Annotated in this window: 26 protein-coding genes, 1 tRNA gene and 1 pseudogene; 7 read left to right on the top strand and 21 right to left on the bottom strand. The window is 49.0% G+C overall.

From position 1 onward, the window contains the following. Positions 1–221 precede the first annotated feature (221 nt). From Q0174_RS05845 to Q0174_RS05860, 4 genes are all read left to right on the top strand, one after another. The gene (locus tag Q0174_RS05845; protein ID WP_298042303.1) at positions 222–941 is read left to right on the top strand and encodes a DUF1963 domain-containing protein; all 720 of its coding nucleotides are present in this window, start codon (positions 222–224) and stop codon (positions 939–941) included. Positions 942–1266: 325 nt separating this feature from the next. After that, on the top strand, positions 1267–2076 hold the full coding sequence (locus tag Q0174_RS05850; RefSeq protein ID WP_298042306.1) for an SMI1/KNR4 family protein: 810 nt from the start codon (positions 1267–1269) through the stop codon (positions 2074–2076). Between the two features lie 143 nt (positions 2077–2219). After that, the gene (locus Q0174_RS05855; protein ID WP_298042309.1) at positions 2220–3149 is read left to right on the top strand and encodes a DUF4299 family protein; all 930 of its coding nucleotides are present in this window, start codon (positions 2220–2222) and stop codon (positions 3147–3149) included. Between the two features lie 212 nt (positions 3150–3361). After that, on the top strand, positions 3362–3631 hold the full coding sequence (locus Q0174_RS05860) for a hypothetical protein (protein ID WP_298042311.1): 270 nt from the start codon (positions 3362–3364) through the stop codon (positions 3629–3631). An 80-nt stretch (positions 3632–3711) separates the two neighbouring features. Here Q0174_RS05860 and Q0174_RS05865 read toward each other — a convergent pair whose 3' ends face one another. From Q0174_RS05865 to mnmG, 19 genes are all read right to left on the bottom strand, one after another. Then, complete coding sequence (locus tag Q0174_RS05865) at positions 3712–4692, bottom strand: DUF3137 domain-containing protein (RefSeq protein WP_298042314.1); 981 nt, start codon at positions 4690–4692, stop codon at positions 3712–3714. Between the two features lie 141 nt (positions 4693–4833). After that, positions 4834–5262 (bottom strand): hypothetical protein, encoded by a 429-nt coding sequence (locus Q0174_RS05870; protein WP_298042317.1) that lies wholly within the window; start codon positions 5260–5262, stop codon positions 4834–4836. 66 nt (positions 5263–5328) lie between these two features. Then, entirely contained in the window at positions 5329–5682 is a 354-nt protein-coding gene (locus Q0174_RS05875) for a hypothetical protein (RefSeq protein WP_298042319.1), read from the bottom strand. Between the two features lie 45 nt (positions 5683–5727). Next, positions 5728–6510: a tetratricopeptide repeat protein gene (locus Q0174_RS05880; RefSeq protein WP_298042322.1), complete on the bottom strand. Its 783-nt coding sequence runs from the start codon at positions 6508–6510 to the stop codon at positions 5728–5730. Positions 6511–7009: 499 nt separating this feature from the next. After that, positions 7010–8806, bottom strand: a complete 1797-nt coding sequence (gene argS, locus Q0174_RS05885; protein WP_298042323.1) for an arginine--tRNA ligase — start codon at positions 8804–8806, stop codon at positions 7010–7012. 5 nt (positions 8807–8811) lie between these two features. Then, positions 8812–9021 carry a twin-arginine translocase TatA/TatE family subunit gene (locus Q0174_RS05890; protein ID WP_298042326.1) on the bottom strand — a complete coding sequence of 70 codons (210 nt, stop codon included), beginning with the start codon at positions 9019–9021 and terminating at the stop codon, positions 8812–8814. A 10-nt stretch (positions 9022–9031) separates the two neighbouring features. Next, a complete protein-coding gene (gmk, locus tag Q0174_RS05895; RefSeq protein WP_298042328.1) occupies positions 9032–9646 on the bottom strand; it encodes a guanylate kinase in 615 nt (204 codons plus the stop codon). Continuing rightward, the gene (locus Q0174_RS05900; RefSeq protein WP_298042330.1) at positions 9646–11718 is read right to left on the bottom strand and encodes a hypothetical protein; all 2073 of its coding nucleotides are present in this window, start codon (positions 11716–11718) and stop codon (positions 9646–9648) included. The genes gmk and Q0174_RS05900 overlap by 1 nt, the downstream gene beginning before the upstream one ends. 57 nt (positions 11719–11775) lie before the next feature. After that, positions 11776–12417 (bottom strand): ABC transporter ATP-binding protein, encoded by a 642-nt coding sequence (locus tag Q0174_RS05905; protein ID WP_298042332.1) that lies wholly within the window; start codon positions 12415–12417, stop codon positions 11776–11778. A gap of 2 nt (positions 12418–12419) precedes the next feature. Continuing rightward, positions 12420–13484, bottom strand: coding sequence for a translation elongation factor Ts (tsf, locus tag Q0174_RS05910; protein WP_298042335.1), 1065 nt, complete (start codon positions 13482–13484; stop codon positions 12420–12422). Next, complete coding sequence (gene rpsB, locus Q0174_RS05915; protein WP_297880676.1) at positions 13484–14281, bottom strand: 30S ribosomal protein S2; 798 nt, start codon at positions 14279–14281, stop codon at positions 13484–13486. Before rpsB ends, tsf begins: the two co-directional genes overlap by 1 nt. A gap of 293 nt (positions 14282–14574) precedes the next feature. Next, on the bottom strand, positions 14575–14751 hold the full coding sequence (locus tag Q0174_RS05920) for an amidohydrolase family protein (RefSeq protein WP_298042337.1): 177 nt from the start codon (positions 14749–14751) through the stop codon (positions 14575–14577). Next, positions 14684–15715, bottom strand: a complete 1032-nt coding sequence (gene iadA, locus Q0174_RS05925; protein ID WP_298042340.1) for a beta-aspartyl-peptidase — start codon at positions 15713–15715, stop codon at positions 14684–14686. The genes Q0174_RS05920 and iadA overlap by 68 nt, the downstream gene beginning before the upstream one ends. Before the next feature lie 146 nt (positions 15716–15861). Further along, on the bottom strand, positions 15862–16632 hold the full coding sequence (locus Q0174_RS05930; RefSeq protein WP_298042342.1) for a polyphenol oxidase family protein: 771 nt from the start codon (positions 16630–16632) through the stop codon (positions 15862–15864). An 18-nt stretch (positions 16633–16650) separates the two neighbouring features. Further along, complete coding sequence (locus Q0174_RS05935; RefSeq protein WP_298042345.1) at positions 16651–17439, bottom strand: riboflavin synthase; 789 nt, start codon at positions 17437–17439, stop codon at positions 16651–16653. 101 nt (positions 17440–17540) lie between these two features. Continuing rightward, positions 17541–17861 carry a c-type cytochrome gene (locus Q0174_RS05940; protein ID WP_297921004.1) on the bottom strand — a complete coding sequence of 107 codons (321 nt, stop codon included), beginning with the start codon at positions 17859–17861 and terminating at the stop codon, positions 17541–17543. A 156-nt stretch (positions 17862–18017) separates the two neighbouring features. After that, positions 18018–19571, bottom strand: coding sequence for a cyclic peptide export ABC transporter (locus Q0174_RS05945; protein WP_298042347.1), 1554 nt, complete (start codon positions 19569–19571; stop codon positions 18018–18020). A gap of 278 nt (positions 19572–19849) precedes the next feature. Continuing rightward, a complete protein-coding gene (locus Q0174_RS05950; RefSeq protein WP_298042350.1) occupies positions 19850–20656 on the bottom strand; it encodes a hypothetical protein in 807 nt (268 codons plus the stop codon). Positions 20657–20720: 64 nt separating this feature from the next. Further along, positions 20721–22595 carry a tRNA uridine-5-carboxymethylaminomethyl(34) synthesis enzyme MnmG gene (gene mnmG, locus Q0174_RS05955; RefSeq protein WP_298042353.1) on the bottom strand — a complete coding sequence of 625 codons (1875 nt, stop codon included), beginning with the start codon at positions 22593–22595 and terminating at the stop codon, positions 20721–20723. Positions 22596–22926: 331 nt separating this feature from the next. Here mnmG and bioB point away from each other — a divergent pair, with 331 nt between their 5' ends. Together bioB and Q0174_RS05965 are read left to right on the top strand one after the other, a co-directional pair. Then, positions 22927–23919 carry a biotin synthase BioB gene (gene bioB, locus Q0174_RS05960; RefSeq protein WP_298042355.1) on the top strand — a complete coding sequence of 331 codons (993 nt, stop codon included), beginning with the start codon at positions 22927–22929 and terminating at the stop codon, positions 23917–23919. A 39-nt stretch (positions 23920–23958) separates the two neighbouring features. Then, on the top strand, positions 23959–24384 hold the full coding sequence (locus Q0174_RS05965; protein WP_298042358.1) for a hypothetical protein: 426 nt from the start codon (positions 23959–23961) through the stop codon (positions 24382–24384). Between the two features lie 179 nt (positions 24385–24563). Here the strand turns inward: Q0174_RS05965 and Q0174_RS05970 are convergent. Further along, positions 24564–24638: transfer RNA gene (locus Q0174_RS05970), tRNA-Glu, on the bottom strand. Between the two features lie 739 nt (positions 24639–25377). On the opposite strand from Q0174_RS05970, the gene Q0174_RS05975 reads away from it, so the two are divergent. After that, positions 25378–25848 (top strand): hypothetical protein, encoded by a 471-nt coding sequence (locus Q0174_RS05975; protein WP_298042360.1) that lies wholly within the window; start codon positions 25378–25380, stop codon positions 25846–25848. A gap of 636 nt (positions 25849–26484) precedes the next feature. On the opposite strand, the pseudogene Q0174_RS05980 reads toward Q0174_RS05975, so the two are convergent. Beyond that, positions 26485–26841 (bottom strand): annotated as a pseudogene (locus Q0174_RS05980) (autotransporter outer membrane beta-barrel domain-containing protein); the annotation flags it as partial.

Consider the following 26841-nt stretch of genomic DNA (forward strand, 5'->3'; position numbering starts at 1 on the left):
GCCCGCCATCAAATGTTTTAAAACGCAGCACTGATCTTTCGTCATCTTCACTCCTTTTGATTAAATTTACCGCTTACGTCGGTCTGTTTAAATTTTATCCCAAAAAGCTTTAAGCTTACTTTTCGCAACCCCTTGCGCCGCAAATTTAGCTCGCGGCGGCGGGTAAAAATTTACGCTATAATTTCACAAAAGCGCTAAAATTCCAACCGAAAAGGACGCGAATGCAAACGGATCTGCAAGAAAAGATTAAGGAGCTGCAGCGCAAGATCGCCCGCGAAATCACCTATTTTCAGACGGGCGGAGTGAGGCCGCGAGGCGCGATCGATGAGTGCTGGATCGGCCGCGTGCTCGCTTGCACAGCCAACGAGGAGCTGCCTGTGGATCAAAACGGCGCCCCGATGTTTCCTCTGGCGCAGTTTTACCTGCCCGCACTGCCCTACGTGCCGCAGGTCTTGGACGGCGTCAAGCTGCTTGCGATCTTCATTTCGCAGGATCTCATCGGCAAATCCCCTGAGCAGATGGACGGCCTGTGGAAGGTCCGCGAGTATAAAAACGAGGCCGAGCTCGTCATAAAGGAGCTTGCAAATCCGCGCTCGCAGATAAGACCCTTTCCTTTGCAGCCAAAATTTGCCGCGGACGACGTCGCGAGCTGGGACGGCGGCGGGCTGGATGCGGACGCCATAGATGAAATTTTGCGTCTTGAGGAGACGGAGGGGCTCGAGTATTACGACGACTTCGCCTTGGAGTTTTATAACTGCACGAAATTCGGCGGCTACCCCTCCTTTTGCCAGTCCGGAGTGAGCTTCGGCGAGGACTATCAGTTCGTTTTTCAGGTCTCTTCAGACGAAAAGGCGGGCTTTAACGTCATAGACGGCGGCAGCTTGATGTTTGCCAAAAACCCGCAAAGCGGCGCGTGGAGCCTGTATTATGATTTCGATTAGGCGTGCGAAAGGCTTTAGCTCGCCCGCAAAATTCCGCCGCTTCAAACAGACGCCGGGAGCGAGTAAATTTACGATGAATTTTATCGGCGTGCGGCTTTGAGCCCGCTCGGCACGGATTAAATTTCAACGGCGGCACGCTCCGATCGAGATTAAATTTAAGCCGCCGAAAGACGAGCCGTATGGTTACAGGCGAGCCGAATACGGCGAGCGGGCCGTGAAAATTCGGCGCCGTAAAATTTTAAAATTTTATAGCCGAGATTTCGGATTCGAGCTTGAAATTTAAGGCGCGCTTGAAATTTTAACCTGCAAATTTAAAGGAGCGAAAATGAACGCAAACGAGCTTGCAAACATCTGGCGTAGGCCGATCTACCTGCCATATCTGCAAGAACCGCTCACGCCCGAGGCGCTGCGAGCTGCAGAAGAGGAGCTAGGGCACGCCCTGCCACGCGAGCTTACTATGATGCTGAGCGTGCAAAATGGCGGCTACCTGCGCTACGAGCTAGAGGGCTACCCGCTGGACGCCATCAGCGGCATCGGCGAGGCGCATCCGTCGCTTACGCGCTTTAGCTGGGGTGAAGAGCGCGAGCGCGTGAGCTTCGAACTTGACGGGCTGGTGCCGTTCAGCGGCGACGGGCATTGGTATCTGTGCCTGGACTACCGCGCGAGCGAACAGCCTGCGGTCGCCTACATCGACGTCGAATGCGACGAGCAAAGCATCATCGCGCAGGATTTCGCTTCGTTTTTGACGCTTTTGCGGCTCGACACGGGCGGCAAGATCGCGCTGCAAACGAGGCTCGATCTAGACGGCATGAAGGCGCGGCTGGAGGAAATTTTAGGCGTGCGCGCAAGAGCCACCGATCCGCAGCTTTACGGCTTTAGCGTGTATAATTTCGCTCGCGATAACGGCATACTGAGCCTTAGCCCGAACGAGGTTCGGCTCGGATTTGCCAGGCGGGGCGAGCGGCGGTTTAAAGAGCTTAAAAACTTCAGCGAGCCCGCCCTGCGCTATGCTGAGCTGGACGCCGGCGCGATGATACTGGACGTTTTCAAAGAGGAGCTGATGGGTGAAATTTTGCGCGAGCTCAAGAGCGCAGGCTTGTGCGCACAGAGCCTAAAAGACGCGGTCGGCGCGTAAGATTTTGCGATTATTAGTGAGTTTTGTGCGGGCTGCGGCGCACGCTCGTACAACCAGCAATACGGGCTTGCGAGCGTAAATTTAGCTCGCCGCGGCGGGTAAAATTTCGCTATAATTTTGCTAATTTAGCAAAGGAGAAAACGATGAGCGTAGAATTCCGCGTTAAAAATAAAAAGCGACCGCTATTTATGGGGTATTCGGACGCCATGAGCGTTAGCAAGACATTGGATCTGCTGCCCGATCTATCGGTATTTGGCATAGACGAGAGCGCCGAGGATTTCGATGAAAGGGCGTTTTTAAAATCGCTTTTGAGCGAGCATGAGTGCCTGATTTTAGGCGTACGGGGCAAGAGCGGGCGCGGGATGGAGCTAAGCTATGACGAGGAGCAGCAAAGCTACGCAGTGCGCGTAAATACGCCCGCGACGATCTTTGATTGGGTTTTGGCGATCTCGTATCTGCAGGCGCTATCTAAGCAGCTAGGAAGCGAGATCGCGGGTGAAGACGGCGAAATTTACACCCACGACACGATAGAGCAATTCGACTACGAGCGCGATATAGCGGCGGGGCTGCATTCGATAGATCAACACTTAAGCGGCGATACGGAGGTAAATTTTTGCTACGGGGCGCAGAGGCCTTTTGCGATAAACCGCGCGATGATGGATGAAATTTTAGCCTCATACAACCCCGCCGCCGAGTTTAGCAAGCGGCTAACCGAGGTGCAGTACCTCGACGCTTACAGCGCGCACCAGAGGTTTTACCGAAATGGGGATGACGGCACGATAATGGGCTCATACGCGCTCACGCAGGACCTGCCCACTATCCTACCCTACAAGCCGTTTGTGGAGTGGCAAAACGCGAAGATGCTGAAAAATAGCGACGTCGCGCGCTGGCAGATCGCGCTCATAGGCATAGAGGGCGACGAAAACGACGCCGGTAACTACCGCGCCATCGCCGAGCTGGAATATGGCGAGTTTATCGCGCGGCTGCCGAAGCAAAACTACCGCTTCATCGATGCGAGCTATATTTTGGTTGACGGGCTAAACGTCAATCAGCTAAAGGCGCTGGCAGGCTAAATTTTACTTGCGGTGAAATCGCGGGATTTTATCGAAGCTTAGTGCTGCAAAATTTAAAGCCATCGAGGCTTAGCGCTGCAAATCCAAAGTCGCGACATTTTCGGTAAATCTCGCAGTGGACAAAATTCTAAAAGACGGAATTTTATCGCGATGCAAATTTAAGAATTCCACCACGATAAAATTCCGTCGCGATAAAATTTAGAAAGGTTAAAATGAAAAGGACCTACTACGATCTAAAAATTTACGATAACGGCATGATGCGAGGCGTGCTACAAGAGGACATCGAGGCATTGCCGTTTTTCGGCTACTGGCAAAAGATGAGTCTTGGCTCGACGCAGGGCATATACATTGACGAAAGTGGTAAAGAGCATAGGCTCGTCTATCTGCACGACTGGGAGAAATTTTGTAGATTATTCGCTCGCGAACAGGAGCTACTTAAGCGCGCCCCGGCCGGTAGCGAAAATGAGCGATCCGAGCCGTAACACATCTCGGTCGGCAGCGGAGAATAACGGCGATCCTGGCGCAGCGCAAGTAAATTTTAGCCGATAAATAGCGGCGCGCGTTAATCAGCCAAAATCGCCGCTCCGCTTAAATCCGGGTTTAAATTTAACTCGTCTATGATAGATAAAAGCTCTGAAATTTCCTTTTTTATCTGCGCGGCGTCCTCTAAGCTCGGCGGCGGCGAAAAGAGCGTCGTCTCAAATTTGTTTTTCGCTCCGTTTAAAAATAGATAAAATTTATCGTCCATAAACGCCGCGCTCACCCCCATCTCTCCAGCAAATTTTATCTTTAACTCTCTCAAACGCTCCATAAATGCGGGCGTCAAAAGATACCTCGCCCCTACTTTGTCATCCGTAAAAACCCTAAATTCATCGTTAAAAAGAGTATCGTCCATCTGTTCTTTTTCGCCTATAAATTTAGTATTTAACGTGCGACTTGCGACTATCGTTTGCCCGTTAAATTTCTTGTAAAACTCGCAGACCAAGACCGAGCCGCTAAACGCCTGCATATCTTTCATCGTTGACCAAGCAAAAAATATTAGAGAGATTAGGTTAAGTCCGGGCGAGTCGCCTAGTTTTAGTTTGGCATCCCTGGGTATGCTTATAGCTTCGCTAAGATTAAATTTGACGCCGTTATACGTTCCGCTAATTAGGTCTTCGGCACGAAATCTGTCGCGTGAATAAATATTGATTTTTCTAAATTCTTGTTTGCTTATGCCTGCTTGGGGATCGTATTTAAAGATTGTATTTACGTCTTTTATTGCAATGTAAATGAACGTATTTTTAAAAAAACTCGTATAATCTTTTTCCGCATCCAGCGCATAGTATGCGGATATGTTAATAGCAAGAATGATAAACGGCAAATAGACGGCTGCAAATAAATCTCCAGCTCTGCTGCTGTCGAATATATACATAACGATCTCACCTCCTATCAAAAGCACGCCGAAGGTAAAGAAAAGTCCAAGAATTATGCTTTTAATATATAGTCTTTTGCATTCGCTTTGTTTTTTCGCGGTTGCCTCTATTGCTTCGTTTATATTCAAAATTTTACCTTTTTCTAAATTTACGCGGCGGATTTCGCGCCTGGAGCGAATTTTAGCAAAATTTACGCCGCAAAGATACGGCGGCGCGAGTAAATTTTATTCGGCGGATTAAATTTATGAAATTTACGCCGCAGCAGCGATCTACTCGGACGTGCGCTGATTTAGCCACATTTTAAGATTGCCCGCGCCCTCTTTTAGCACCCCAAATCCTGCCGCGGCAATACAGACAAAATTAATTAGCGAGCCCCTCCCGCCGACATTTAAAATCCCAAAGCCCACAATCCACAGCGCCGTGCCGAAGCCAAGCGTGCACACGGCGGTCGCGATCCCCAGCTTGCGGCGCAAGAGGCTTGGTTTGCGCGCTACCTGAACTCGAGTGATCACGTAGCTGCCCGCATATCCTCCGCGGATGAAATACGCGCGCGCAAGCTCGCCCTCCTCCACGGGGATATCGTTAAACTCGCCGCGCAGCTTCACGCCATCTATCTCGAAAAATACCCAAATTTTGCTATTTCCTCTTGCAGCGTGGACGCGGAGATTTCGAACCTCGCCCGTGATCTCATATTCCAATTTGCCTCCTCAAACAGCTTCGCGCTTTGCTTCCGCGCTAAATTCCGCGCCGTAAAATTTTAAAATCTAAAATTTGCCTTGCTCACAGCACTGTCCGTAAAATTTTAAAGTTGAACCTCTACAAGCACTAAATTTAGAACTAAGCCTTAAAATTTCATAGCGATAGAATTCTAAGTAAAACTCTGCCGCTAAATTTAGCAAGCCATATGTGCGGGCTATCTGGACCTTGCCGAATTTCGCATGTCGCAAAATCGCGGCGAAATTCCACGTGCCGTAAAAGCTCCAAATCCGCCGCGGTAGTATCGCAAGTGAGCCCATCGCAAAAACCAATACCGCGCGACGAGCAGCACAAACAGGTAGTGAAAGGCGGATAGCGCAAAATAGACGCCATACTACAAACGGCGCACGGCAAGCATACAAAACAGATGCCTCGCGAAGAATAATGTGCGCCGGGCTACCAAGCGCCTACTTCTTTAAAATTTGCTCTTTCATGAATTTGTAGAGCTGGCAGGATTTTTTATTGCCCGCGTCGCAGCCCTTTTTGACCCATCCAAGCCCCTTGAAAAATCCGCGCAAATCCCCCTTGCTCACATACAAATAGCCTAAATTATTGCAGGCATCGCCGTAGCCCAGCTCGCAGGATTTGGTGTAAAGCTTCTCCGCCTTGTCGCGATCCTGCGGCGCGCCGAGACCCTTATCATACGCAACGCCGGCATTATAGCAGCTATCCACTAGCCCGCCGTCACAACCTCGCTCGAAAAAGCTCACCGCCTTTGCCGGATCCGCCGCGAGCCCAAAACCGCCCGTGAAATAGACTACGCCCGCATTGTGACAGCTTTTGGCATAGCCCAAATCGCAAGCCCTAGCGTAGCGCTGCATGGCGGCAACGAAGTCCCTACTCAGGCGCCCCCTTTGATATAGGTTGCCTAGCTTGTGGCAGGCTACGGCGACGTTTTTATCGCAGGCTGCGTCATAAAATACTCCTGCCTGCGTCGCATTGCCCTCGCCGTCGTATAGGGCTCCCAAATCAAAGCAGCTATCTTTCTCACCCGCCTCGCAAGCCTTGGCAAAAGCGGGCTTGACGCCGTCGTAATCTCCGCGGGAGAGCTTGTCGCGCCCCAGCTGCGCGCAACCTACGCTATCGCCGCGGTAGCATTTAAACGACAAAACGGGCGACGGCAAAAAAAGCACCATAACCAAGACGCAAACGGCGATAGAAAGCGCCGTTATGTCGATGATCTTTCTCATATCTATCCTTTTTACGGCGATGCGCCGCGGGGCTTAAGGAGCGGTCTTGCAGGCAAATCCCGTCCGAGTAAATTTCGCAGATGGAATTCTACCGCCTTAAAGCCCTGCTTTAAAATTTGCCCAGGGCTTCCGCGCCGCAAAATTTTAAAATTTCAAAATTCCGCAAGCTGTAAATTTGCAGCCAAATTTTAAATTTTACGAACCGCGCCAGGCGCTGCAGCAATACCGCGAAACAGCCCGCGAAATTCTAAAATTGAAATTTTACGAGCCGCAAATTTAGAACTAACTTTAAAATTTCATAGCGATAGAATTTTAAATCAAATTTCGCGATAAAATTTCATCCTAAATTCCGCTACAAAATTTTGCGACAAAGCCAGAAGCAAAAAGCAAAACATAAAATTTCGCAGCAGAAATCCCGCCGTAAAATTTCGCTTTGTATTTTAAATCATAAATTTCGTTCGTGAGATTTAGGCTATCGGCGCAAATGTAGCCTGTGCGGCTACATCTTTTCTTTCGCGTTTAGACCCATCAGGGCAAACGCCGTGCGGATACTAAGCGCCACGAGCGCGAACAGCTTGAGCTTCGCATCCTCGTTCTCGCTGCCTACGACGCGGTTTTCGTTGTAGTATTTGTGAAAGTCCGCCGCGAGCGCCTTTAGGAAATCGGGCAGCTTCTGCAAGCCGCGAGAGTTAAAGGCGTCGTTTAAAATTTCATTCAAGCCAAGCGCCGCAAAAGCTAGGCCGAGCCCCGCTTCATCCAGCGTGCAGAAGTCCGCGCCCAAGACGTCCGCCTCGCGCTTGCCCGCTTTGGTAAAAATTTGATTGACCCGCGCGTGAGCATAGTTGATGTAGAAGATCGGATTGCTGCTGTCCTCGCGCGCGAGCTCGTCCACGTCGAACTCAAGCGGCGTCTCACCCTTTTTGCTGATGAAGATAAATCGCATCGCGTCCCTACCGATCGCGGCGAGCACATCGCTCATCAAGATCGCATTGCCCGCGCGCTTGCTCATCTTGTAGGTCTGCCCGTCTTTGAGCAAATTTACCATCTGCATCAGGATGATCTCGAGCCTGCTTTCGTCATAGCCTAGAAAATGCACGGCGGCCTTGAGGCGCGCGATGTAGCCGTGATGATCGGCACCCCAGATGTTGATGCAGCGCTCATATCCGCGCTCAAATTTGTTGTTGTGATAGACGATGTCGCCCGCGAGATAGGTCGGGCGCGCATCCTCGCGGATGACGACGCGATCTTTTTCATCGCCGAGCTGCGATGAGCGGATCCAAATTTTACCCTCCGCCTCATACATCTTGCCGCTGCGCTCAAGCTTCTTAATCGTAGGCTCAAGCTCGCCGTAGAGGCTCTTTTCGCTAGCCCAGTTTTGGATGTGAATACCCGCGTCTGCGAGATCTTTTTGGATGATCTTTAGCACTTCGTCCTTAGCAAACTCCGCAAGGATCAAAACGCGCGATTCGTCGCGGAAAATTTCATCGCCAAATTCGGCGCGCGCAAGAGGGATGATCTCGTCGATATACTCGCCGCGATAGTATTTCTCGGGGTAGCTCACGTCCTCGCCTGCGAGCTCGCGCGCACGAAGCGCGATCGAAGTGCCCAAAAGCTCGATCTGATTGCCCGCGTCGTTGATGTAGTACTCGGTATCGACGCGGTGCCCCAAATAGCCTCCGATGCGTGCGAACGTATCGCCGTAAACGGCGCCGCGCACATGCCCGATATGAAGCGGACCGGTCGGATTGGCACTGATGTATTCAAGCAAAATTTTTTGCGGCATAGCGGTAGAATTCTGCGACTCATCGCAATTTGATGCTGCGATGGAATTTGACGCCTCTGCAGAATTCTGCGAAATAAAATTTTGCCTAGTGGCGGAATTTTGCGATTTGGCGGTGTCATTGCCGCTCGCAGCTAGATTTGCAGCGGAGCCTTTGCTAGCAGGCTCACTCGCACAAATCTTTTCCGAAGCCGGTAAAATTCCGTCTCCGAGCTTCGCGTCGTTTTTCGCAAAATCACCGCCCAAGCTAAGAGCATTTTTAGCAAGAGCGCCCAACACGGCAGGCTTTAGGTGAAAATTTAGATAGCCGTTCACCGCCGTAGCGCTTAGAATTTCGCTATCTTTAAATTTAGCCGCAAGCTCCTCGGCGATGAGCTTAGGCGCCTTTCGCAGCTCTTTAGCCAGCGCAAAAGCCTCAGGCGAGGCGTAATGGGCTAAGCTTTTATCTTTGTGTTTTTCTAAAACGACTTCGCGAGATAAAATTTTAAAAATTTCGTTTAAGACTAAATTTTTCAAATCCTTTACGCCTTTTTATTATCGCTAATTTCGGCGTCTTTAATCTCTTCCTCGGCCTTTTTCTCGACCTTTTCAGGCGTGTCGTCCTCCATCTCTTTTTTGAAGGTCTTAATGCCCTTACCTACGCCCTTTGCGAGCTCCGGGATCTTTTTAGCTCCGAAAAGCAACACGATGATCGCCAAAATAATTAGCAGTTGTTGAACGCTTACGCCCATTTTTTCTCCTTTAAATTTTCCAAATTTCGATTAGTTTGTTTATGTCACGGCCTGCGGTCTCAAGCCTGATCGCCTTGTAGATCGATCTGAAATTTTCATACGCCTGCTCCAAGCGGTCGTTGATTATCAAATAATCGTATTCGCCCAGGCGCTTCATCTCCTCTTGCGCGTTTTGCAGGCGTAAAGCAATATCGGCGGGATCATTATCACCGCGAGCGCGTAACCTATCTCTAAGCTCCGACAAGCTCGGCGTAGTAATAAACACACTAGTAAGTTCGCTTTTAGGCACTTTGCTACGCACGATCTCATATCCTTGCACATCGATGTCAAAAATCACGATCTTACCCCGCTCAAGCTCGCTCGTAACGGCTTTTAGCGAAGTACCGTAGTATTTGCCATGAACTAACGCCCACTCTAAAAACTCTCCGCGCTCGATGCCTGCGCAAAACTCGCTCTCGCTTATGAAATGATAATTTACGCCGTCCGCTTCGCCCGCACGTATTTCGCGCGTCGTAGAGGAGATCGAGAAGTATATCTGCTCGCCAAATTCTGCGATAAGACGCTTTATGAGCGTGCTTTTGCCGCTACCGCTTGGACCGGAAACGAGCAAAATTTTGCCTTTCACTATCTATCTCCAAACGATATATCTATATTGATCTTAAAGTCCTTCAGCGCGTCTTTAGCGTCCTTGCTGCCTGCAAATTTCTCGATCGTGTTTGCGATGCCCGCTTCTAGATCATCGCGCAGTTTGGTTTTCAGCTCCTCAGCGCTCGGTTTTTTGCTATGCTCGTTGCGCAGCGGCTCACTTTTAGAGCTAGGCTCTAACTCGCTTGCCATAAGGCTGGCAAACTCCGCCGCAGCCGAAGCAGCAAGCTCATTCGGCATAGCTTGTGCGCCAAATTTCATCTCATTTACCTGCTCGGACGCACCAAATTTATGCGCTTTAAATTCGGTGCGCTCCGAAGGCTTTGAAGCATTAAATTTTATCTGCTGCGCGGCGCTCTTTGCGAGCTTGTCGGATTTAAATTGCTCGCTATCAGCGGAGCTTGCGGCAAACGAGTTTGCGAAATCGCCCTCCATAGCGCGCAAAAATCCGTCCGCAAACCCGCCGGCAACGCTATTGGCTTGCTCGCTTTGCTTCGGTAAATCTGAGGCATCTAATATGTGCGGCAAGTTTAGCTCCGAAAAATTTGGCGCAGGAGTGGAATTTGTAGTCCCGGTATTGCTAGAATTTGCAGAAGCTGCGAAATTTGCGCCAATTGAATTCCATGCTTCATTATGAGCAGACATAGGCGTATTCTGTGCAAGTCCGCCAGTAAATTCCATACTTTGAAACGGAACGGCGTTATAAAGATTTTCGCGAGGTATATCGCCCGCACCCGCTAACGCAATCGGCGTATCTGAAGCGACCTCGTATTGAGACGAAATTTGCGTTTTTTGAAAATCCGTAGCCGCTTTATTTTTATCATGCGCAGATTTTTTATCCTCTTTTTCATCGGAAGCAAATGCAGCCGCGGCGAAATTATCATATCCGCCAAACTCCTCCACGGGCATGCCAGCACTATCAAAAAGCCTGGAAAAATCCATATCAAATCCACTGTTAACAGACGCGCCAGCTGCATCTTGCACTACTTGCGAAGCAGATTTTTTTTCATCTGTTTTATAGGCAAATGAGCCGTCTGACTCATGCTGTTTAAGCGTAACGTCCGCAGAGTCTTTCGCTTCCTCTAGATTAGGCGCAGCGTCTACCCTTTTTTCAACAGCAGCTTCATTAGAGCTGCCAGCTCTTTGCGGCTCGTCTTGCTGCGCAAGCGGTAGAGTTTCGCTTGCCCGTGTGGCAGGAATTTCATCTTCTGTCTGCGATTTATCCGTTTTGGAATTCTTGGGATTTTCATCATCTAGCGCCGCTAGAGCTATCGGAGCGTCATCCTTTGCGAGCGAAATTTCATCTTGAGGCGCGTGATTACTTTCGGTGGGTTCGCTTGTGCCGATACTATTTAGCGGCACATCCTCAGGGATATCGCTAGCAGCTAAGTTTAGAGGCATATCGTCTGCGATATTATCCGCAATTTTTTCTGCGACGGCGTTAAGCGGCGTATCATCGGCGATGGTGTCCGCAAGAGCCGCTTCATCTGCAAGCTGCGAGAGCGGAATATCATCTGCGATCTCGTCCGTGCGCGGCATATCACCTACCAACTGCGAAAGCGGCACATCATCTGCAATCTCGGGCGCTATATCGTTTGCCAGCTGCGAAAGCGGTATATCTTTGCCAGAGTCATAAAAGCTATCCACAAGCTCTTCAAAATTACTGCCAGAAGTGGAATTTGCCTGGTCAATCGCATCGATCTCTTTCATCACAGAGCTTGCGTCGGCAAATTCTTTCGCCATTTTTTCTTTCGCCTGCACACTCATATTTTGAACCGAAAACTCGCTGATAAACGTGATGAGCTCAAGCGGCGAAAAAGGCTTAGTAAGGGTGTATCGCGCTCCTGGTACTGAGACATTTTTAGGCGTCAGAAATAGCGTCTTATTAAGATCAAATTTTGAAATATCATCGCCATCTTCATAATTTTTTATCGTCAAATCATATTCACTCTCGTCTGCACTATATGCTACCAGATCCGCACCGATGCGCTCGCAGCAAATATTTACGACACTTGCAACCTGCTCATTGTGATTGTCAAGTAGAATTTTCATTTATGACCTTTTAGAAAGAATTTAAGCTATTGTAAGATATTTTTGGTTATTAATTGCTTATATTTGCGCTAAATTTCGGTTATTTAGGCGATAAACTTTGCAGCATTTCTGCGCTAAATTCTCATCGTGGGTCACGAGCACGAGCGCGCCACGACTGGATTTTACGTAATCAAAAATCACGCCCATGACCTCGTTTGCGGTATCTTTATCTAAATTTCCGGTCGGCTCGTCGGCAAAGATTATGCGCGGCTTTTTGCAAAGTATACGGGCGATACTCACGCGCTGCTGCTGTCCGCCGCTAAGCTCGCCCACGCCTTGCTTTAAAGTATGTTCGATCTGAAGCTTTTTTAAAATTTCATCATCTATCGCGTTATTCGTAAGTTTAGCAGCTAGTTCGATATTTTCGCCAGAGGAGAAGCCCTTAAAAAGGTAGTGAGATTGAAATATTATGCCAAAGTCGTTACGGCGGATTTTAAGTCTCTCATCGGAGCTTAACTCGTAAATACTGCGCCCCCCGTAGATCACTTCGCCAGAGTTCGGCTTTAAAAGAGTACATAAAATATGAAGCAGGGTCGATTTGCCGCAGCCGCTAACGCCCAAAATGGCGATGCTCTCGCTCTCTTGGACACTTAAGCTTACATTTTCAAAGAGCGTATAATCATACGCGTGAGTAAGATTTACGCCCTTTAGAAGTTCCATATTTAGCCGATTTGAGCCGCTACTTCAGCAGCGAAGTCTTCGCTCTTTTTCTCTAGGCCTTCGCCCACTTCGAAGCGGATGTATTTTACGATCTCGATTTTGCCACCTAGTTTTTTAGCTTCTTCCTCGATAACCTGCTCGACGGTTTTCTTATCGTCCATTACGTAAAATTGCCCTAGCAGCGTGAGGCGCTGATCGATCTGGGTATTATCGGCGATGAAGCGATCGATCTGACCCGGCAAAATTTTATCCCAAATTTTTTCAGGTTTATTTTGCTTGCGAAGCTCATCTTTTAGAACTTCGATCTCTTTGGCTAAAATTTCGTCCGTTAGATGCGCACGCGAGCCAAATTGCGGGATCTTATGAAGCGGTTTGCCCAAGCGCACAAACTCCTCATTTTCCTTCTCAAACTCGCCTTTAAGAGCTAAAAATTCTTTTTCAATAAAATCGGGATCAAGCTCTTTATAGCTGATAACCTGCGGTTTCATAGCAGCTGCGTGCATGCAGAGATTTTTTATAAGCTCCTTCGCACCCTCTGCAGTCCGCTCACTGTCGCAAGCTGCGGCGATGATGACGCCTACGCGACCGTTTGAGTGTAGGTAGCCGTTTACCACGCCGTTTGCGCCCGCCTTAATCGTTTCAAATCTTCTAACGACCAAATTTTCGCCAATCGTAGCGATCTGACTCTTTAGATGCTCGTCAAATTTAACGCCGTCAATGATGCTGGAATTTAGCTCATCAATGCTGCTAATGCCTTTACTTTGGATATGTAGAGTGGTATTTTTAACTAAATTTATAAAATTTTGATTTTTAGCTACGAAGTCGGTTTCGGAATTTATCTCGCTTATGGTGGCGATTTTGTGATCCGCGCCCACTTCGACGCTCACTAGGCCCTCGCTAGCTAGGCGGTCGGCTTTTTTAGCAGCCTTTCCGAGACCCTTTTCGCGAAGCAGATCGACGGCTTTATCCATATCGCCGTCTGTTTCAACTAAAGCCTTCTTGCAGTCCATCATCCCCGCTCCGGTGCTTTCGCGGAGCTCTTTTACCATTTGCGCGCTGATTTCCATTACTCTTCGTCCTCGCTTACGTCAAAATCCTCTTCGCTCATCGCCTCGGCTACGACTTCTTCTTTCTCCTCGTCGCTGACGGCTTCGCTCTGCTCGACATCCTCGCTTGCGTCTTGATCGCGAAGCGCCTTACCCTCGTTGATCGCTTCTGCCATCTCTTGGCAGAAAAGCTGAACCGAGCGGATCGCATCGTCGTTACCAGGTATTGGGAAATCGACTACGTCCGGATCGCAGTTCGTATCCAAAGGCGCGATAACCGGCATTTTTAGGCGATTAGCTTCCGCTACGGCGATCTTTTCTTTTACAACGTCGATGACGAAGATCATATCCGGTAAGCCCTTCATATTGCGAATGCCGCCTAGATAAAGCTCAAGCTTCTCTTTTTTGCGGCGAAGCATTAGCGCCTCTTTTTTGGTTAGTAAATTTATAGAGCCGTCCTCTTCCATAGTCTCGATTACTTCGAGCTTGCGGATAGATTGCTTGATGGTAGAAAAATTCGTTAGCATGCCGCCTAGCCATCTGTGGCTCACATAAGGCATGCCGCATTTTTCGGCGTACTCTTTTAACGTCGCGCCGGCTTGCTTTTTGGTGCCTACGAAAAGTATCGTCTTGCCCTCGGCAGCCGCGTCGCGTACGATATTATAAGTGTAGCGGAAGTAGCGGATAGTTTTTTGTAGATCTATGATATAGATACCTTTTCTCTCGCCGAAAATGAATTTTTTCATCTTCGGATTCCATCTGCGTGTTTGGTGTCCAAAATGAACGCCGCACTCTAGCAAATCTCTCATTGTTACCATGAGTTTTCTCCTTGTGGGTTGCCCCGAAATTTAGGTTTCTCCTCCACACCCATTAACATCTGCTTTTGACAAACGCAACCAAATTTTAGGATTGGTGTGTGTGAATTGAAGCTGGGATTATATTTAAAAATAGCTAAATTAAAGCTAAATTTAATATAATCCAGACCCCTGCGCGGTTAAATTTTGTGCCGTAAAGATGAGGCGACTACAAGTGGCGCGAGCAAGATTATTTGTTAAATTTAGCGAGCGCAAGCCGCTCTCATAAATTTAAAAAGCGGCATCTGCTTTAAATTTTACTCAAAAAATCCCTTTTTCACGAGCTTGCCCTCTTTCACGCAAAACTCCCCTTTCGCGATCACGCTATCTAGGTTTAGAGCTTCGTCAAATACCGCAAAATCGGCATCAAAACCTACTTTTATCTCGCCTTTGCCGTTTAAATTTAGATATTTTGCGACGTTTTTGCCCATCATGCTTAGCGCTTGCGGGATGGTTAGGATTTTTATTTTTCACGCAGGCTTGCAAAACCTCTAAATTCATCTCGCACGAGGCACAGCTGTAGCCGACCAATGCGCCGTTTTCGTCAAATCTAGGCACGCTACCGTTGCCGTCCGAGCTCATCGTTAGACGCTCCAAATTTAGCCCGTTAGCAAGTCCATACGTGATAGCTTCATGAAGCGGGGCAAATTTACTTCCGCCGCTCGTGATGTCGATATAGCCGCCCATTTTTTGAAATTTGATCGCCTCGTCAAAGAGCTCTTTGGTTCGCGCGCAGTGCGTCGGCGAAAAGTAATTAACCGGGAACGAATAATCCTTGATCACGCTAAAAATCAGGTCAAATTTATCCGCAAGCCCTCCCATATGCATGTGTAGCACGCCGCCTTTTTTCGAGATCATTCCGCCGATGCGTATCTGCGTCAGGGTCTTGATGAGCTCCTGAGAAGTCGGGTAGCTGCCGCGGTTGTCGCTCATCGCGATCTTACAGCCGATGACCTTGTCGATGAGTACCAGATCGCGCGTGACGGAGCCCGTAAATGTAACGCTAGGCAGCGCGTAAGAGCCCGTGTGGATGAAGGTCGAGATGCCCTCGTATTCGAGCGCCTTGGCCTTTGAGTAGAGATTCTCTAAGCTCCTCGTGCATCCGTCGGTGCCCAGCGTACCTACGACCGTCGTCGTGCCGTAGCGGATGATCTGTGATAGCGTTATTTCGGGCGTTCGCGAATGATAACCTGCCTCGCCCCCGCCGCCCGTGATGTGTACGTGCTGATCGATGAGCCCAGGCGCTAAAATTTTACCATCTAGGTCATAAACCTCAAGTCCCTCGATACGAAAATCAAGCCCTTTGGAAACGGCTAAAATTTTACCTCCGCCGAGCAAAACGTCGCTCCTGCCGACGTGCTCTGGCGCGTATAGATCGGCATTTTTAAGTAACAGCATATTTTCTCCTTTGCTTTGGATTTTTGATTGTAAATTTTACGTTTTTTGGCTTTCTTGACTGCGATGTCACGCCGCAATCTCACCTCTTTTTTGCCGTTTCGCTTTGCAGCGCCTCTACGCTAAATTTTATAGAGTTTCGGGAAATTTCAGCAGCCTTGCGGAGAAATTTTATATCCTGTTTTGCTTTTCATCGGCATATTCATCACAAAGCCGCAGAAGCGCCCCGTGACGCCATCTCTACGGTATGAAAAATGCCGCTCGCTCTCAAAAGTGCAGCGCGGATCGAATTTAACGTTTCGCACCCCCGCAGCTGCGAGCTCGTCGCGCAGCGCGGCGTTTAGATCGAAATGCCCCTGCGTTTTGTAGCGCTCAAACTCGCCCAGATCAAGCCCGCCAAGTTCGTAGTTTCGCGCCTTGATATTCGCGCCAACGAATACCTTCAGCTCCGCAGCGACGCAGCCAAAGCGCTCGCTCATCAAATTTATCGCATTGGTGCAGATCCGCCCTATCACGCCCGCACGCCCCGCATGCACCGCAGCGACCACGCCACGCCGCTCGTCCGCGATCAAAACGGGCGAGCAGTCCGCTACCAGCACGCAAATCGCCACGCCGCGCAGATCGGTCACGAGCCCGTCGCAGGGCGGGATTTCATCACTACCTGCGCGTAAAATTTCAACCTTGTTTGAGTGGATTTGGCGCATAAAATTTAAATTTTGCGGTCCGATGCCGAGCGCGGCGGCTAAAATTTCGCGGTTTTGCGCGACGTTTTGTGTATCGTCGCCTACGTGATCCCCTAAATTTAAGCTCGCGTAGGCTCCGCCGCTCACGCCGCCTTCGCGCGCACTAAAGCCCGCTAGCACGCTGCGTCCGTCCAATACAAACTCAAGATTTTCTCTGCAAATTTCGATTTTGGTCATCGCAAGTTACTTGGCGCCCTAATACAGGCTCAAAATTTTATCTACCGCGTCCCACGAAAGCCCCTCTTTTTCGCCCTCGGCGCTCGTATCGCGTGCCGCAACAGTGCCGCGACTGACGAGCTGTCCGCCGGCAAAGCCCAGCTGCGCCGCGACGTATCGCGCGAGCAGATCGGTCTCGATATTTACGCGTCGTCCGATTTTATATGATCCAAAGAGCGTATCTTTAAGCGTGAGCGGGATGATCGTAAGACGAATGGCGCAGCTTTGCGCTTCGCTTTTTAAATTTGCGCCCAAGGAGTTTAAATCGCGAACGGAATTTGAGCTGCTAGAATTTGCGCCGTGCGAACCTTTGCGGTCTTTGTGAATAAAATTTCCGCCCGCAAGCACTTCGTTGATCGTTAGGCTCACGCCGTCGATCGCTACCGAGCCTTTCGGCGCTAGCAGCGGCGCTATATGCAGCGGCGCGCGGATAAAAAAATCGACGCCGCTTGCAAGCTTTGAAATTTTATAAATTTCGCCCACGGCATCGATGTGTCCTTGGATCAAATGCCCGTCTATGCGCTCGCCTAGCCGCATCGCAGGCTCGATATGCACAGAGCCGCGCAGGTTTTGCACGGCGATGACGCGCGCCGTTTCGCTTGAAAGCTGTACCGTAAATCCGTCCGCAAAAAGCCGCGTCACGCTCAAGCACGCGCCGTTTACCGCGACGCTATCGCCGAGCGCTGGGCGGTATCTCGCGCGCAGGCGCAACGAATCGCCGCTAAAGCTCGCAACCTGCGCGATCTCTCTGATCAGTCCGTTGAACATTATGAGCCTTTGGAATTTTTACGTGATATTAGCGTAGAATTTTGAAATTTAAGGTTAAGCGAAGCTCGGCGAGCGTGAAGCCCGCCGAATGAAGTTTGAAATTATTTTTTAGAAACGATGAAATCGGCTAGCGCTTCGATCGATTCGTCGTTAAGCGAAGCTGCTTGACCCTTCATAACGCCCATCATGCCAAATTTTCCCTTGCCGTCGCCCAAGGTGCCGTCTTTGTAGCCCTTTAGGCTAGCGATGATATCTTCCTTGCTTAGGGTGTTTAGCGCAGGTACTTTGCCGCCAAGATAAGGCTTCTCGGCGTTGGCTCCATGACAGGCCACGCATTTTTTATACAATGTAGCGCCGTCTGCGGCAAAGGCTGCCGAACTAAACGCCGCCAACGCAGCGCATGCAATTAAAACTTTTCTCATTTTTCATCCTTTACGATTAAGTTGTGGCGCGCATTATAGTTGAAATTCTTAAATTTGCGTTTAAAAATTTAATTTAATCTTGCACAAGCCTGAGCGCAAAACAAGGTATGGACTGGAAGGCGCCGTATCTATGCAACATTACGAGACGGTAAAATTTTATTTGATCTGCGAAATTTCGCCTCTTTGCATCTTATAAATTTTATCTGCGGCACCGAAGTATTTATCATCGTGCGAGATCGCAAAGATCGTGTATCCGCGCGATTTCAGCTCGGGCAAAACCCGCTCGTAAAACTCCGCGCGAAACTGCGGATCAAGATCGGCGGCAAACTCATCGAGCATCAAAAATTTTCGCCCATCCATCAGCACGCTTACGAGCGCCAAACGCTTGCGCTGCCCGCTAGATAGGCTCGTGGTGCTAAATTTAGCCCCCTTTAGCTCAACCTTATCCTGCAGGTGCGTAAGCGCTAGCCACTCGCGCGCGATGTCCGCATCGCCCGTAGCGTAGTCGAAGAGATAAAAATCGCTGAAAACTGCGCTTATGTTGTTGCTGTAGGCGCGCAGATCAGAGGGTTTAAGGGCTGCGCCGTCGGCTAAAATTTCGCCTGCTTGCGGCGTATAAAGGCCCGCTAAAATCATAAAAAGCGTCGATTTTCCGCTACCGTTTTCGCCGATTAAAAACACCGTCTCGCCCGCATTTAGCTGTAAGTTCACCCCTTTGATGCCGAATTTCCCGTCTGGATACGAAAAGCCCACGTCTTTAAGCTCCAGGCTGCGCCACGGCTGCATTTTCGCAAGCTCAAAGCCCTGCACGAATGGATCTAGGTCCAGCTCATTGATCTTTGCGTAGGCGATCTTGGCGCGCAGTACGCTAGGAAGCGAGAATATGAGCATCATCAAAGGCGCGCGCAAAAAAAGCACCGTAAGCGCGATCGTTACGGCGTTTGCAAGCTCCGCTTTGCCGCCGCTGAGCCCGAAATAAAGCACAAATCCCACCGCGCCTAGCATCATCACGTTCATAAAATTACTTGCAAACGCGCCGTAAACCTCGGCTCGCAGCGAGCTTTGGCGCAAATTTTGCGCGTTGGGCAAAAAGTCGTTTTCGTATAAGCTCTTCGCTTTAGCTAGGCTTAGCGACAGCTCCTTGTGCCCCTCGATCGCCGCGGCGTAGTTTTTATACAAAACGTCCTCGTTTTGGCGGTACAGATCGTAATTTTGCATGACTTTTTTCATCAAAAAGCGGTTGAAAATCATCAGCGCGCCGATCCAAACGAATAAAAACGCAAACATCATAGGCGCGATGTATAACACGTAGATACCGCAAAACAGCACGATCATCGCGCCTTGAATGAGCTCTGAGATGCGCATAAAGCCCTCGGTCAGGCGCGAAATATCGCTAGAAAGGGACGCAAGTAGGTTCGCCTTCGACGCAGCCTCGATGCGCTCGAACTTCGTATCGATGATCTGCTTGATGATCTTGGTGCGTAGATCGAACACGAAGTCGTTTTCCATCTTGCAAAGCATGATGCGGCTTAGCACCGAAAGCAGCAGAAATAGCGCCAAGAGGGCGAAAAATAGCGCGATGATGCGCCCGCCTCTTTCGGCGCCGTCAAGTAGATATTTATTGATAAAGCTTAAAATCAAGATCCCCGAGCCGCTGTAGATCGCGTTTAGCGCGAGCATCGCGAGGATTTGTTTGGTATATTTTTTCATCTTTTGCCCCAATGAAATTTGAGCGCAATTGTGGCAAAATTCGCTTGAAAAAACGGTTAAATTTTAAATCCGTTCTCATTTCTCGAATAAAATTTTACCCGGACTGCGTGAAATTCCGCCGTAAATTTATCCTCTTTTGGCGCACCAGGAGCGATAAGCTCTATCTGTGTTCACGTCCATGACAGAAATTAGCAGATAGGATCAAATTTGACGGGTCACAAAATTTTGAATCAAATTTAAAAACCTAAAGCGGCAGAGTGCAAAATTTAACTATATTTTTAAATTTTATAAGCTTTGCCGGCTCTGCTAAAATCCAAATTTAATTCTAGACATCGCTTTTTTTTGCGCTCCGTGATAAATTTAGCTAATAAATTTATCTCCAATTTACTTACTTCAAATAGCGCCGTGATTTTCTTTTCGGCTAGGTCTAAATTTTTATTACAAACGACTTTGAAATATCTACGTAGCTCGGCGTAATCGTTTGGATCGCTGATCATAAAATTACAAAACAAACCGTTTTTGCCCTGTAAAAATATCATATCAAAAACGCTATCGACGCCCCCTCCGAAGTGAAAAATGATCTGAGGCAAAAGCACCATGCAGATCGTCGCTAAAATTATAAAAATAGATGTCGCTACGGGCAGAACTACAAACATCGCCGCCATGATAACGACAAGAAATATTATGCCTGATTTACCGCCGACGCTATCTAGCCCGTAATGTATCGGAAGCGCATAGGATACTGTTTTGTGAAGCTTTCGTATCTGATGCGGCGTAATTTCCGCAAAAATTTCGCCGTCAATTATCTTGACGATTTTATCATTATAAAAATAGACATAAGCGTTTCTATAGAAATTCATATCGAATTTTCTCCTGCCTATGACGAGCAAAAAGCATAATGAAATTTTAAATATATCGGAGTTGCCGCCAAAAAATACGTTTCTTAAAATTCCAAAAGCCATTAACGCAAGCATCAAAATAATCGAAATTTTTATGACTTGATTAGTTTCGTCTTTGATGACTAGCGGCTCTTTGTCGTAGTCTCTCGCAAATTTTCTCAGGCTTAAATTTAACTCATCTTGCATGCTCATTCCTATTTTGTTTGCGTAGTCAAAGTCTACTACAGCCTTCTCACGCCAGACGCGCAGCTTATTTCAAGCCAAAATTTTGCTTGATGTAAATGTGCAAAATATCGATCGCGGCGGGCGTTACGCCGCTGATCTCGCTCGCGGCAAAAAGCGTCGGCGGCGCAAAGCGATTTAGCTTCTGCACGATCTCGTTGCTAAGCCCTCCGATCTTGCTAAAATCGATCTGCGGCGGGATCGCGACGCCCAGCAGCCCCTTCATCCTCTCGACCTCTGCGCGCTGCATCGCGATGTAGAAATGATACTTGCACTGCGTTAAAATTTCATCCAAAACCTCATCGCTAAAGCTCTCAAAATGCGGCGCCAGAGCAAGCAGGCCCGCCTTTGAAAAGCCGCTTTTGGCTACGATTTTTTGCAAGCTACAGCTTTGCGAAATGGGCTCTGCGCCGATACTTTGCAGCAGGCTAAGCGTCTGTTTTGAAGGGGTAATCTGCGTTTTTAGCAAAAATTCCATTCCGCTCTCCACGTCAAGCTTAAACTTGTGCGCCCGCTCGTAGCTCGCCTCGTCTAAAAGCCCGATCTCGCGGCCGTATTCGCTTAGGCGCAGCACGGCGTTGCCCTCGCGCAGTAGCAGGCGAAATTCCGCGCGCGAAGTAAACATTCGGTAAGGCTCGTTCGTGCCCTTGGTAACGAGATCGTCGATCAAAACACCGATATACGCCTCATCCCTACGCAAAACCAAAGGCTGCCGCTCGCGCAAATCAAGCACGGCGTTGATGCCCGCCATCAGCCCCTGCGCCGCAGCCTCCTCGTAGCCGGTGGTGCCGTTGATTTGACCTGCCAAAAACAGCCCGCGGATCTTTTTGGTCTCGAGGCTGTGTTTAAGCTCGGTAGGATCGATGAAATCGTATTCGATCGCATAGCCCGGGCGGACGATTTTAGCATTTTCAAAGCCTTTGATCGTGCGCAAAAACGCAATCTGCACGTCGTAAGGAAGGCTCGTAGAAAGCCCGTTTACGTAATACTCTGTAGCCTCGCGCGTCTGCGGCTCGACGAAGACGTGGTGGCGGTCGCGATTTGGAAACTCATAAATTTTAGTCTCGATGCTCGGGCAGTAGCGCGGGCCCGTGCTTGAAATTTGTCCCGTAAACATCGGCGCGCGGGCGAAATTTTCGCGGATGATCTCGTGCGTGCGCTCGTTCGTATAAGCGATGAAGCAGGCAAGCTGCTTCGGCGCAAAATTTTTGCTACGAAAGCTAAAAGCGCGCGGATCCGCGTCGCCCTCTTGGCGCTCAAGCACGCTAAAATCGATCGTCTTAGCATCGATCCTCGGGCAGGTGCCGGTCTTTAGCCGCCCTATTTGTAGCCCCAAGCTTCGTAGCGATTCGGCTAGCTCGACACTCGCCAGCTCGCCCACGCGCCCCGCTTGCAGCTTGTTTTCACCAACGTGAATTAGCCCGTTTAAAAAGGTGCCGGCGGTGATTATCAGATGCTCGGTCTCATAAACGTTGCCAAGATGGGTCTTAACGCCGCAAACGCGCTGCTCGCCGCCTTGCTCGCAGGTTAAAATTTCGCTCGCGATCTCCTGGCTTATGTCCAGCCCCTGCGTGTTTAGCAGCAAATTTCGCATGTAGACGCGGTATTCATCCATATCGATCTGAGCGCGCGAGCCGCGCACGGCGGGGCCCTTGCTCTCGTTTAAAATTCTAAACTGCAGCCCGCACGCATCCGCCGCAAGCCCCATCTGACCGCCCAGCGCGTCGATCTCCTTTACCAGATGTCCCTTCGCAAGGCCGCCTATTGCGGGGTTACAGCTCGCAGCGCCGATCTGCTCGGCCAAGATCGTAATTAGCAGCGTCTTTGCGCCCATTTTTGCGGCGGCTAAGCTTGCCTCGATACCCGCGTGCCCGCCGCCCACAACGATAACGTCGTATTTCATTTTTTACCTTTAAATTTAAAGCCGCAATTTTAGCCAAAATAAAATTTCAAAACGATAAATCGCGCGCAGATACCATGGGTAGCGGCTCGCTATGTATTTTTCATACGCGTAAAATTTACCGCGCCGCAACTTTTAAGCGATTTTAATTTGCGCCGCCGCATAAGCAGCGTGCGGGTAAGCCGTCCGCAAAAGCTACGGCACAAAAGCGGCGCGCGAAGGGCGTAAAATTCCGCGTAAAATTTTTAGCGAAAAATTCCTGCGCCAAATTTCACGCGCGAGCTTTGCTTTAAATTTCGCATTGTATAATTACGCATTTTTTCAAAAAGGATGAATGCTGATAGATAAAGCTTATGTTTGCGCGCTGAAAGATCGCGTAATAGGCGGCTGCGAGATTGCAAAGGATGAGGCGCTAAATCTGGCGCGATGCGAGGATTTAGGCGCGCTTTTTGCGGCGGCGGATGAGATCAGGCGCGCTTTTTGCGGCGATAAATTTAATCTTTGCACGATCATAAACGTAAAATCGGGGCGCTGTAGCGAGGACTGCAAATACTGCGCGCAGTCGGCGCATTTTAACACGGGCTGCGAGACTTACGGAATTTTGAGCGAACAGCAGGTGCTAAGCGCCGCGCTTGCAAACGAGGCCGAGCAGACGCACCGCTTCTCGCTCGTCGCCAGCGGGCGCGGAATTTCTCAAAAAAGCTCCGATCTAGGGGCATACTGCGCGATCTATGAGCGGCTGCAAAGCGAAACGCGGCTGCATCTGTGCGCCTCGCTGGGGATCGCCTCAAAGCCCGCGCTGGCGCTGCTTAAAGCAAGCGGCGTGCGGACTTATCATCACAATCTCGAGACTTCGCGCAAATTTTATCCGCAGATCTGCACGACGCACAGCTACGACGATCGCATCCAAACTATCGAGAATTGCCGCGCCGTGGGGCTTGACGTATGTAGCGGCGGGATTTTCGGGCTGGGCGAGGGCATGGAGGATCGCATCGATATGGCGCTGCAACTGCGAGAGCTGGGCGTTAGCTCCGTGCCGATCAATATCCTAACCCCGATCAAAGGCACTCCGCTACAAAACGCCGCGCCGCTAGCACACGATGAAATTTTAAAATCGATCGCGATCTACCGCTTCATCTTGCCGCGCGCGTATCTGCGCTTCGCAGGCGGCAGACGAAATTTGGGCGAGCACGTGCGCACGGCGCTTGGATGTGGCATCAACTCGGCGCTTACGGGCAATTTCCTAACCACCACCGGTGATAGCATCGCAAGCGATAAGGCGCTTGTGACGCAGTGCGGGTTCGACCTCGCAAAGGGCGCGGATTAGCGGCGGTCTGGAATTAAAGATAAAATTTAAGAGGCGGCTATGAAGTTAAAATTTTTCCTTGCACTTATTTCGGTCGTCTTGCTTGGCGGTTGCTCCCTGCTCTCGCAGGGCGACGAGGAGGCTTCATTCTTGGCGGACGCGAGCAGATGCGATGTCGCAAGCCCGCTAAGCAAGGAGCAGTCAAACCGCTGCGCGAAGCGGCAAAAGATTGACGCCGAAATCGCGCAGACAGCGCAAAAGCAAGCGATATTGCAAGACACGCTTAATTCATTCAGGGAGAATAGCGCGCAAGCCCAGCAAAGAGCACAGGGGAGGTATATCGCCACGCAGCAAAGCCTAATGCAACACCAAGCGCAGCAGCAACTGGAGCAGATGCAGCAGCGACAAAATATGAGAAATTTACAAAACGAGCAGAACTGGAATCGGCTACGCAATCTGGAAAATATAAGTAGTGGCGGAATTTAGCCGTGAATTTTAAAATTCGATCTAAATTTTAATTCGCGCGACTTTCATTCTAGATCAATTAACCTCGGTAAAAATATGATGAAATTTTAATCAAAATACTCCAAAATCAAATGAGATCTTAAATTTCAAGGGCAGGCAGCTGAATGCTAGAAAATTTTAATTGATTTTAAGTGATGAAATGGTGACCCACAGGAGATTTGAACTCCTGTTACCGGCGTGAGAGGCCAGCGTCCTAACCACTAGACGAGTGGGCCGCGAAATTAGAAATGAGATAATAGCGAAGTGTATATAAATTTTGGATTAAATTATATATTTTCGGCAAAAATAACGTAAAATAAAATTTCATAACTCCTGTAAAATGCTAGTTCAGGCTTTAGCGGATTTATTTTAACTCTAGCACGATAAAATATAATATGGAGTGTAATTTTAAAAAAGCGAAACAATACACAAATTTTCGCAATTAACTTTTGCGCTGTGCTTAAATTTCAGATGCCGCGCGAATTCCACGTAGCTGCTTTTAAATTTAAAAAGTTAAATCCATTTTAAACAGAATTTGCATAAAATCCCATTTCAAAAACGTATTATGCGAGCGGCGGCAAAGTAAAATTTGCGGTAACTACGGCGTTAAATTAAAAGCACTCGTAACGGCGGAACTAAATAAAATTCGCGGCAGTAGCCCAAGGATGAGATATTCGGCGGCGTGCTGAGCTTAAATCATTCACAGCGATGTAAAGTACGAAGTATGCACGGCGGCGTAAAATTAAAATTCGCAGCGGCTAAATTTAAAGCCCACGCGGCGATAATCAAAGCATCGCCCGCCGTTCATCTGCACAGTGCAAGCAGCGAGCTGCGCATTAAAATTTAAAAGGATAAAATGAACGAAGATTTTCAAAGAGCGAAGCTGCAAGGCACGCTCGGCGCGCTCTGCCTACTGGTCGCAAGCGTAGCGTATTCTATAAAGGCGAGATCGCGTACCTGGATTCTCAAATCTTAGTGTGGATTTTTGCTTTCACATTCCTTTACTACGCGCTTAAAAATATACAAAATATCACGGGCCCGCAGGTTTTTATAATCTTCAAATACGCTTACAGCATTGCGCTTGCGGCGCTGCTATATTTTTCAGCCATTTATATACTTAGAAGATGTGATTGCAGTAGGCTGCAAATATACGTGCCGTATTTGATTTTTGCGGTTACGCTCTCTTGGATAATTATAAATTTTAAGTTGCGCGCCGCTACCGGATGCAAGTTTTTTGCCGTATACACCGCGCTGCTAATCGTTGATGTCGCCGCAGACATCATCTACGGCATGCTGCAAGTACTCGCGCCGCCCCTCATCACCCCAAGCGTCGTAAAATACATGGCGCTAGCGAATTTGTTATTCGAGCCCTTGGCGCCTGCGGTGCTGCTCCTTGCCTGGCCTAGTATGAAAAGCTCCGCGAGCTCGCAGGATCTGTGGCATTAGGCGCGCAGGGCGACGATTTTACGCGAGAGGTTTAAATTTGAATCGCCGCATTGCGATTGTTTTTCGATCGCCTAAGCGGTACAATTTCGCACATTTTAAAATTTACGGTGCGACGAAATAAGCGCGGAATTTCATCTTGCAAAGGCGGAGTTTGGAATTTTAAATCCTCGTTGCGCGCCGCTCAGCCCGAGCGTATCGGCGACGGCGTTTGCAAACGCGGCGTAGCAGGGACCTAGCAAGCGTCTGCGCCAAAGACGCTCGCTTTTTTTTGACGCCGTTTTGTAAATTGTAGCGAAAAATGCGCCGCGAAAGGTTTGCAAACTTTGCTACGATGCGACTATTGAGATTTACATCGCGACGTTACGATGCCTTGAGTTTAAAATATCTTCATCGCGCATAATGAAAGCGGGCGTTTCAAATTCAATGCATACGCCTTTTGCAGGCATATCGGCTCGTATCCAAACGAAATTTTATCCGTCGTTTGCGCTCTCGAGACGATGCGCTCGGCAAACCCAATCTTTTTCAATAGTATGCAGCTAAAAAATTTGATTTTATACCTAAATTTAAAAGCTCCGATTTCAATTTCAATCCTGCCCTTTGATTGCACCGACGCAGGCTAGAGCATACTTTAGCCGCTTAAAATTTATAAACGAAGCGCAATCCCGCGTTGATCCCTTCTTTCTTGCCGCTTAAACCCTCTAGTTTCAAGGAAGTATCCAGCTTGCCGCTCGAATACTTCGCGCCGATCTCGCCGATAGCGGTATTGCCCTTGACGCTCGCGGCATCAATATCCATAGCGTAGGTACTATTATAGCCGCCGATCTTGCCTTTAAATTCTCGCTCGAAAGCGGCTCCCGCGAAAAGCTCCACGTTATCGCTTACGTCGAAATTAAATCGAGCGCCTGCCCTGCTTCTTACAGAATCGATACCCTCCAGCTTGATGCCCTCGCCCAAGACCTCCGTTTTCTTAGAATCGATATGCGTATAAAAGCC

This window comes from uncultured Campylobacter sp. (genome assembly GCF_937996225.1).
Lineage (GTDB): Bacteria > Campylobacterota > Campylobacteria > Campylobacterales > Campylobacteraceae > Campylobacter_B.

Coding starts and splice junctions, on each gene's coding strand:
- Q0174_RS05950 (WP_298042350.1), bottom strand. CDS start 20,656: ATGCAAGATGAGTTAAATTTAAGCCTGAGAAAATTTGCGAGAGACTAC.
- Q0174_RS05890 (WP_298042326.1), bottom strand. CDS start 9,021: ATGGGCGTAAGCGTTCAACAACTGCTAATTATTTTGGCGATCATCGTG.
- Q0174_RS05905 (WP_298042332.1), bottom strand. CDS start 12,417: ATGGAACTTCTAAAGGGCGTAAATCTTACTCACGCGTATGATTATACG.
- Q0174_RS05935 (WP_298042345.1), bottom strand. CDS start 17,439: ATGTTCAACGGACTGATCAGAGAGATCGCGCAGGTTGCGAGCTTTAGC.
- Q0174_RS05850 (WP_298042306.1), top strand. CDS start 1,267: ATGAACGCAAACGAGCTTGCAAACATCTGGCGTAGGCCGATCTACCTG.
- rpsB (WP_297880676.1), bottom strand. CDS start 14,281: ATGGTAACAATGAGAGATTTGCTAGAGTGCGGCGTTCATTTTGGACAC.
- iadA (WP_298042340.1), bottom strand. CDS start 15,715: ATGCTGTTACTTAAAAATGCCGATCTATACGCGCCAGAGCACGTCGGC.
- Q0174_RS05945 (WP_298042347.1), bottom strand. CDS start 19,571: ATGAAAAAATATACCAAACAAATCCTCGCGATGCTCGCGCTAAACGCG.
- Q0174_RS05860 (WP_298042311.1), top strand. CDS start 3,362: ATGAAAAGGACCTACTACGATCTAAAAATTTACGATAACGGCATGATG.
- Q0174_RS05920 (WP_298042337.1), bottom strand. CDS start 14,751: ATGATGGGCAAAAACGTCGCAAAATATCTAAATTTAAACGGCAAAGGC.
- Q0174_RS05965 (WP_298042358.1), top strand. CDS start 23,959: ATGAAGTTAAAATTTTTCCTTGCACTTATTTCGGTCGTCTTGCTTGGC.
- Q0174_RS05845 (WP_298042303.1), top strand. CDS start 222: ATGCAAACGGATCTGCAAGAAAAGATTAAGGAGCTGCAGCGCAAGATC.
- bioB (WP_298042355.1), top strand. CDS start 22,927: ATGCTGATAGATAAAGCTTATGTTTGCGCGCTGAAAGATCGCGTAATA.
- mnmG (WP_298042353.1), bottom strand. CDS start 22,595: ATGAAATACGACGTTATCGTTGTGGGCGGCGGGCACGCGGGTATCGAG.
- Q0174_RS05930 (WP_298042342.1), bottom strand. CDS start 16,632: ATGACCAAAATCGAAATTTGCAGAGAAAATCTTGAGTTTGTATTGGAC.
- Q0174_RS05900 (WP_298042330.1), bottom strand. CDS start 11,718: ATGAAAATTCTACTTGACAATCACAATGAGCAGGTTGCAAGTGTCGTA.
- Q0174_RS05880 (WP_298042322.1), bottom strand. CDS start 6,510: ATGAGAAAGATCATCGACATAACGGCGCTTTCTATCGCCGTTTGCGTC.
- tsf (WP_298042335.1), bottom strand. CDS start 13,484: ATGGAAATCAGCGCGCAAATGGTAAAAGAGCTCCGCGAAAGCACCGGA.
- Q0174_RS05940 (WP_297921004.1), bottom strand. CDS start 17,861: ATGAGAAAAGTTTTAATTGCATGCGCTGCGTTGGCGGCGTTTAGTTCG.
- Q0174_RS05855 (WP_298042309.1), top strand. CDS start 2,220: ATGAGCGTAGAATTCCGCGTTAAAAATAAAAAGCGACCGCTATTTATG.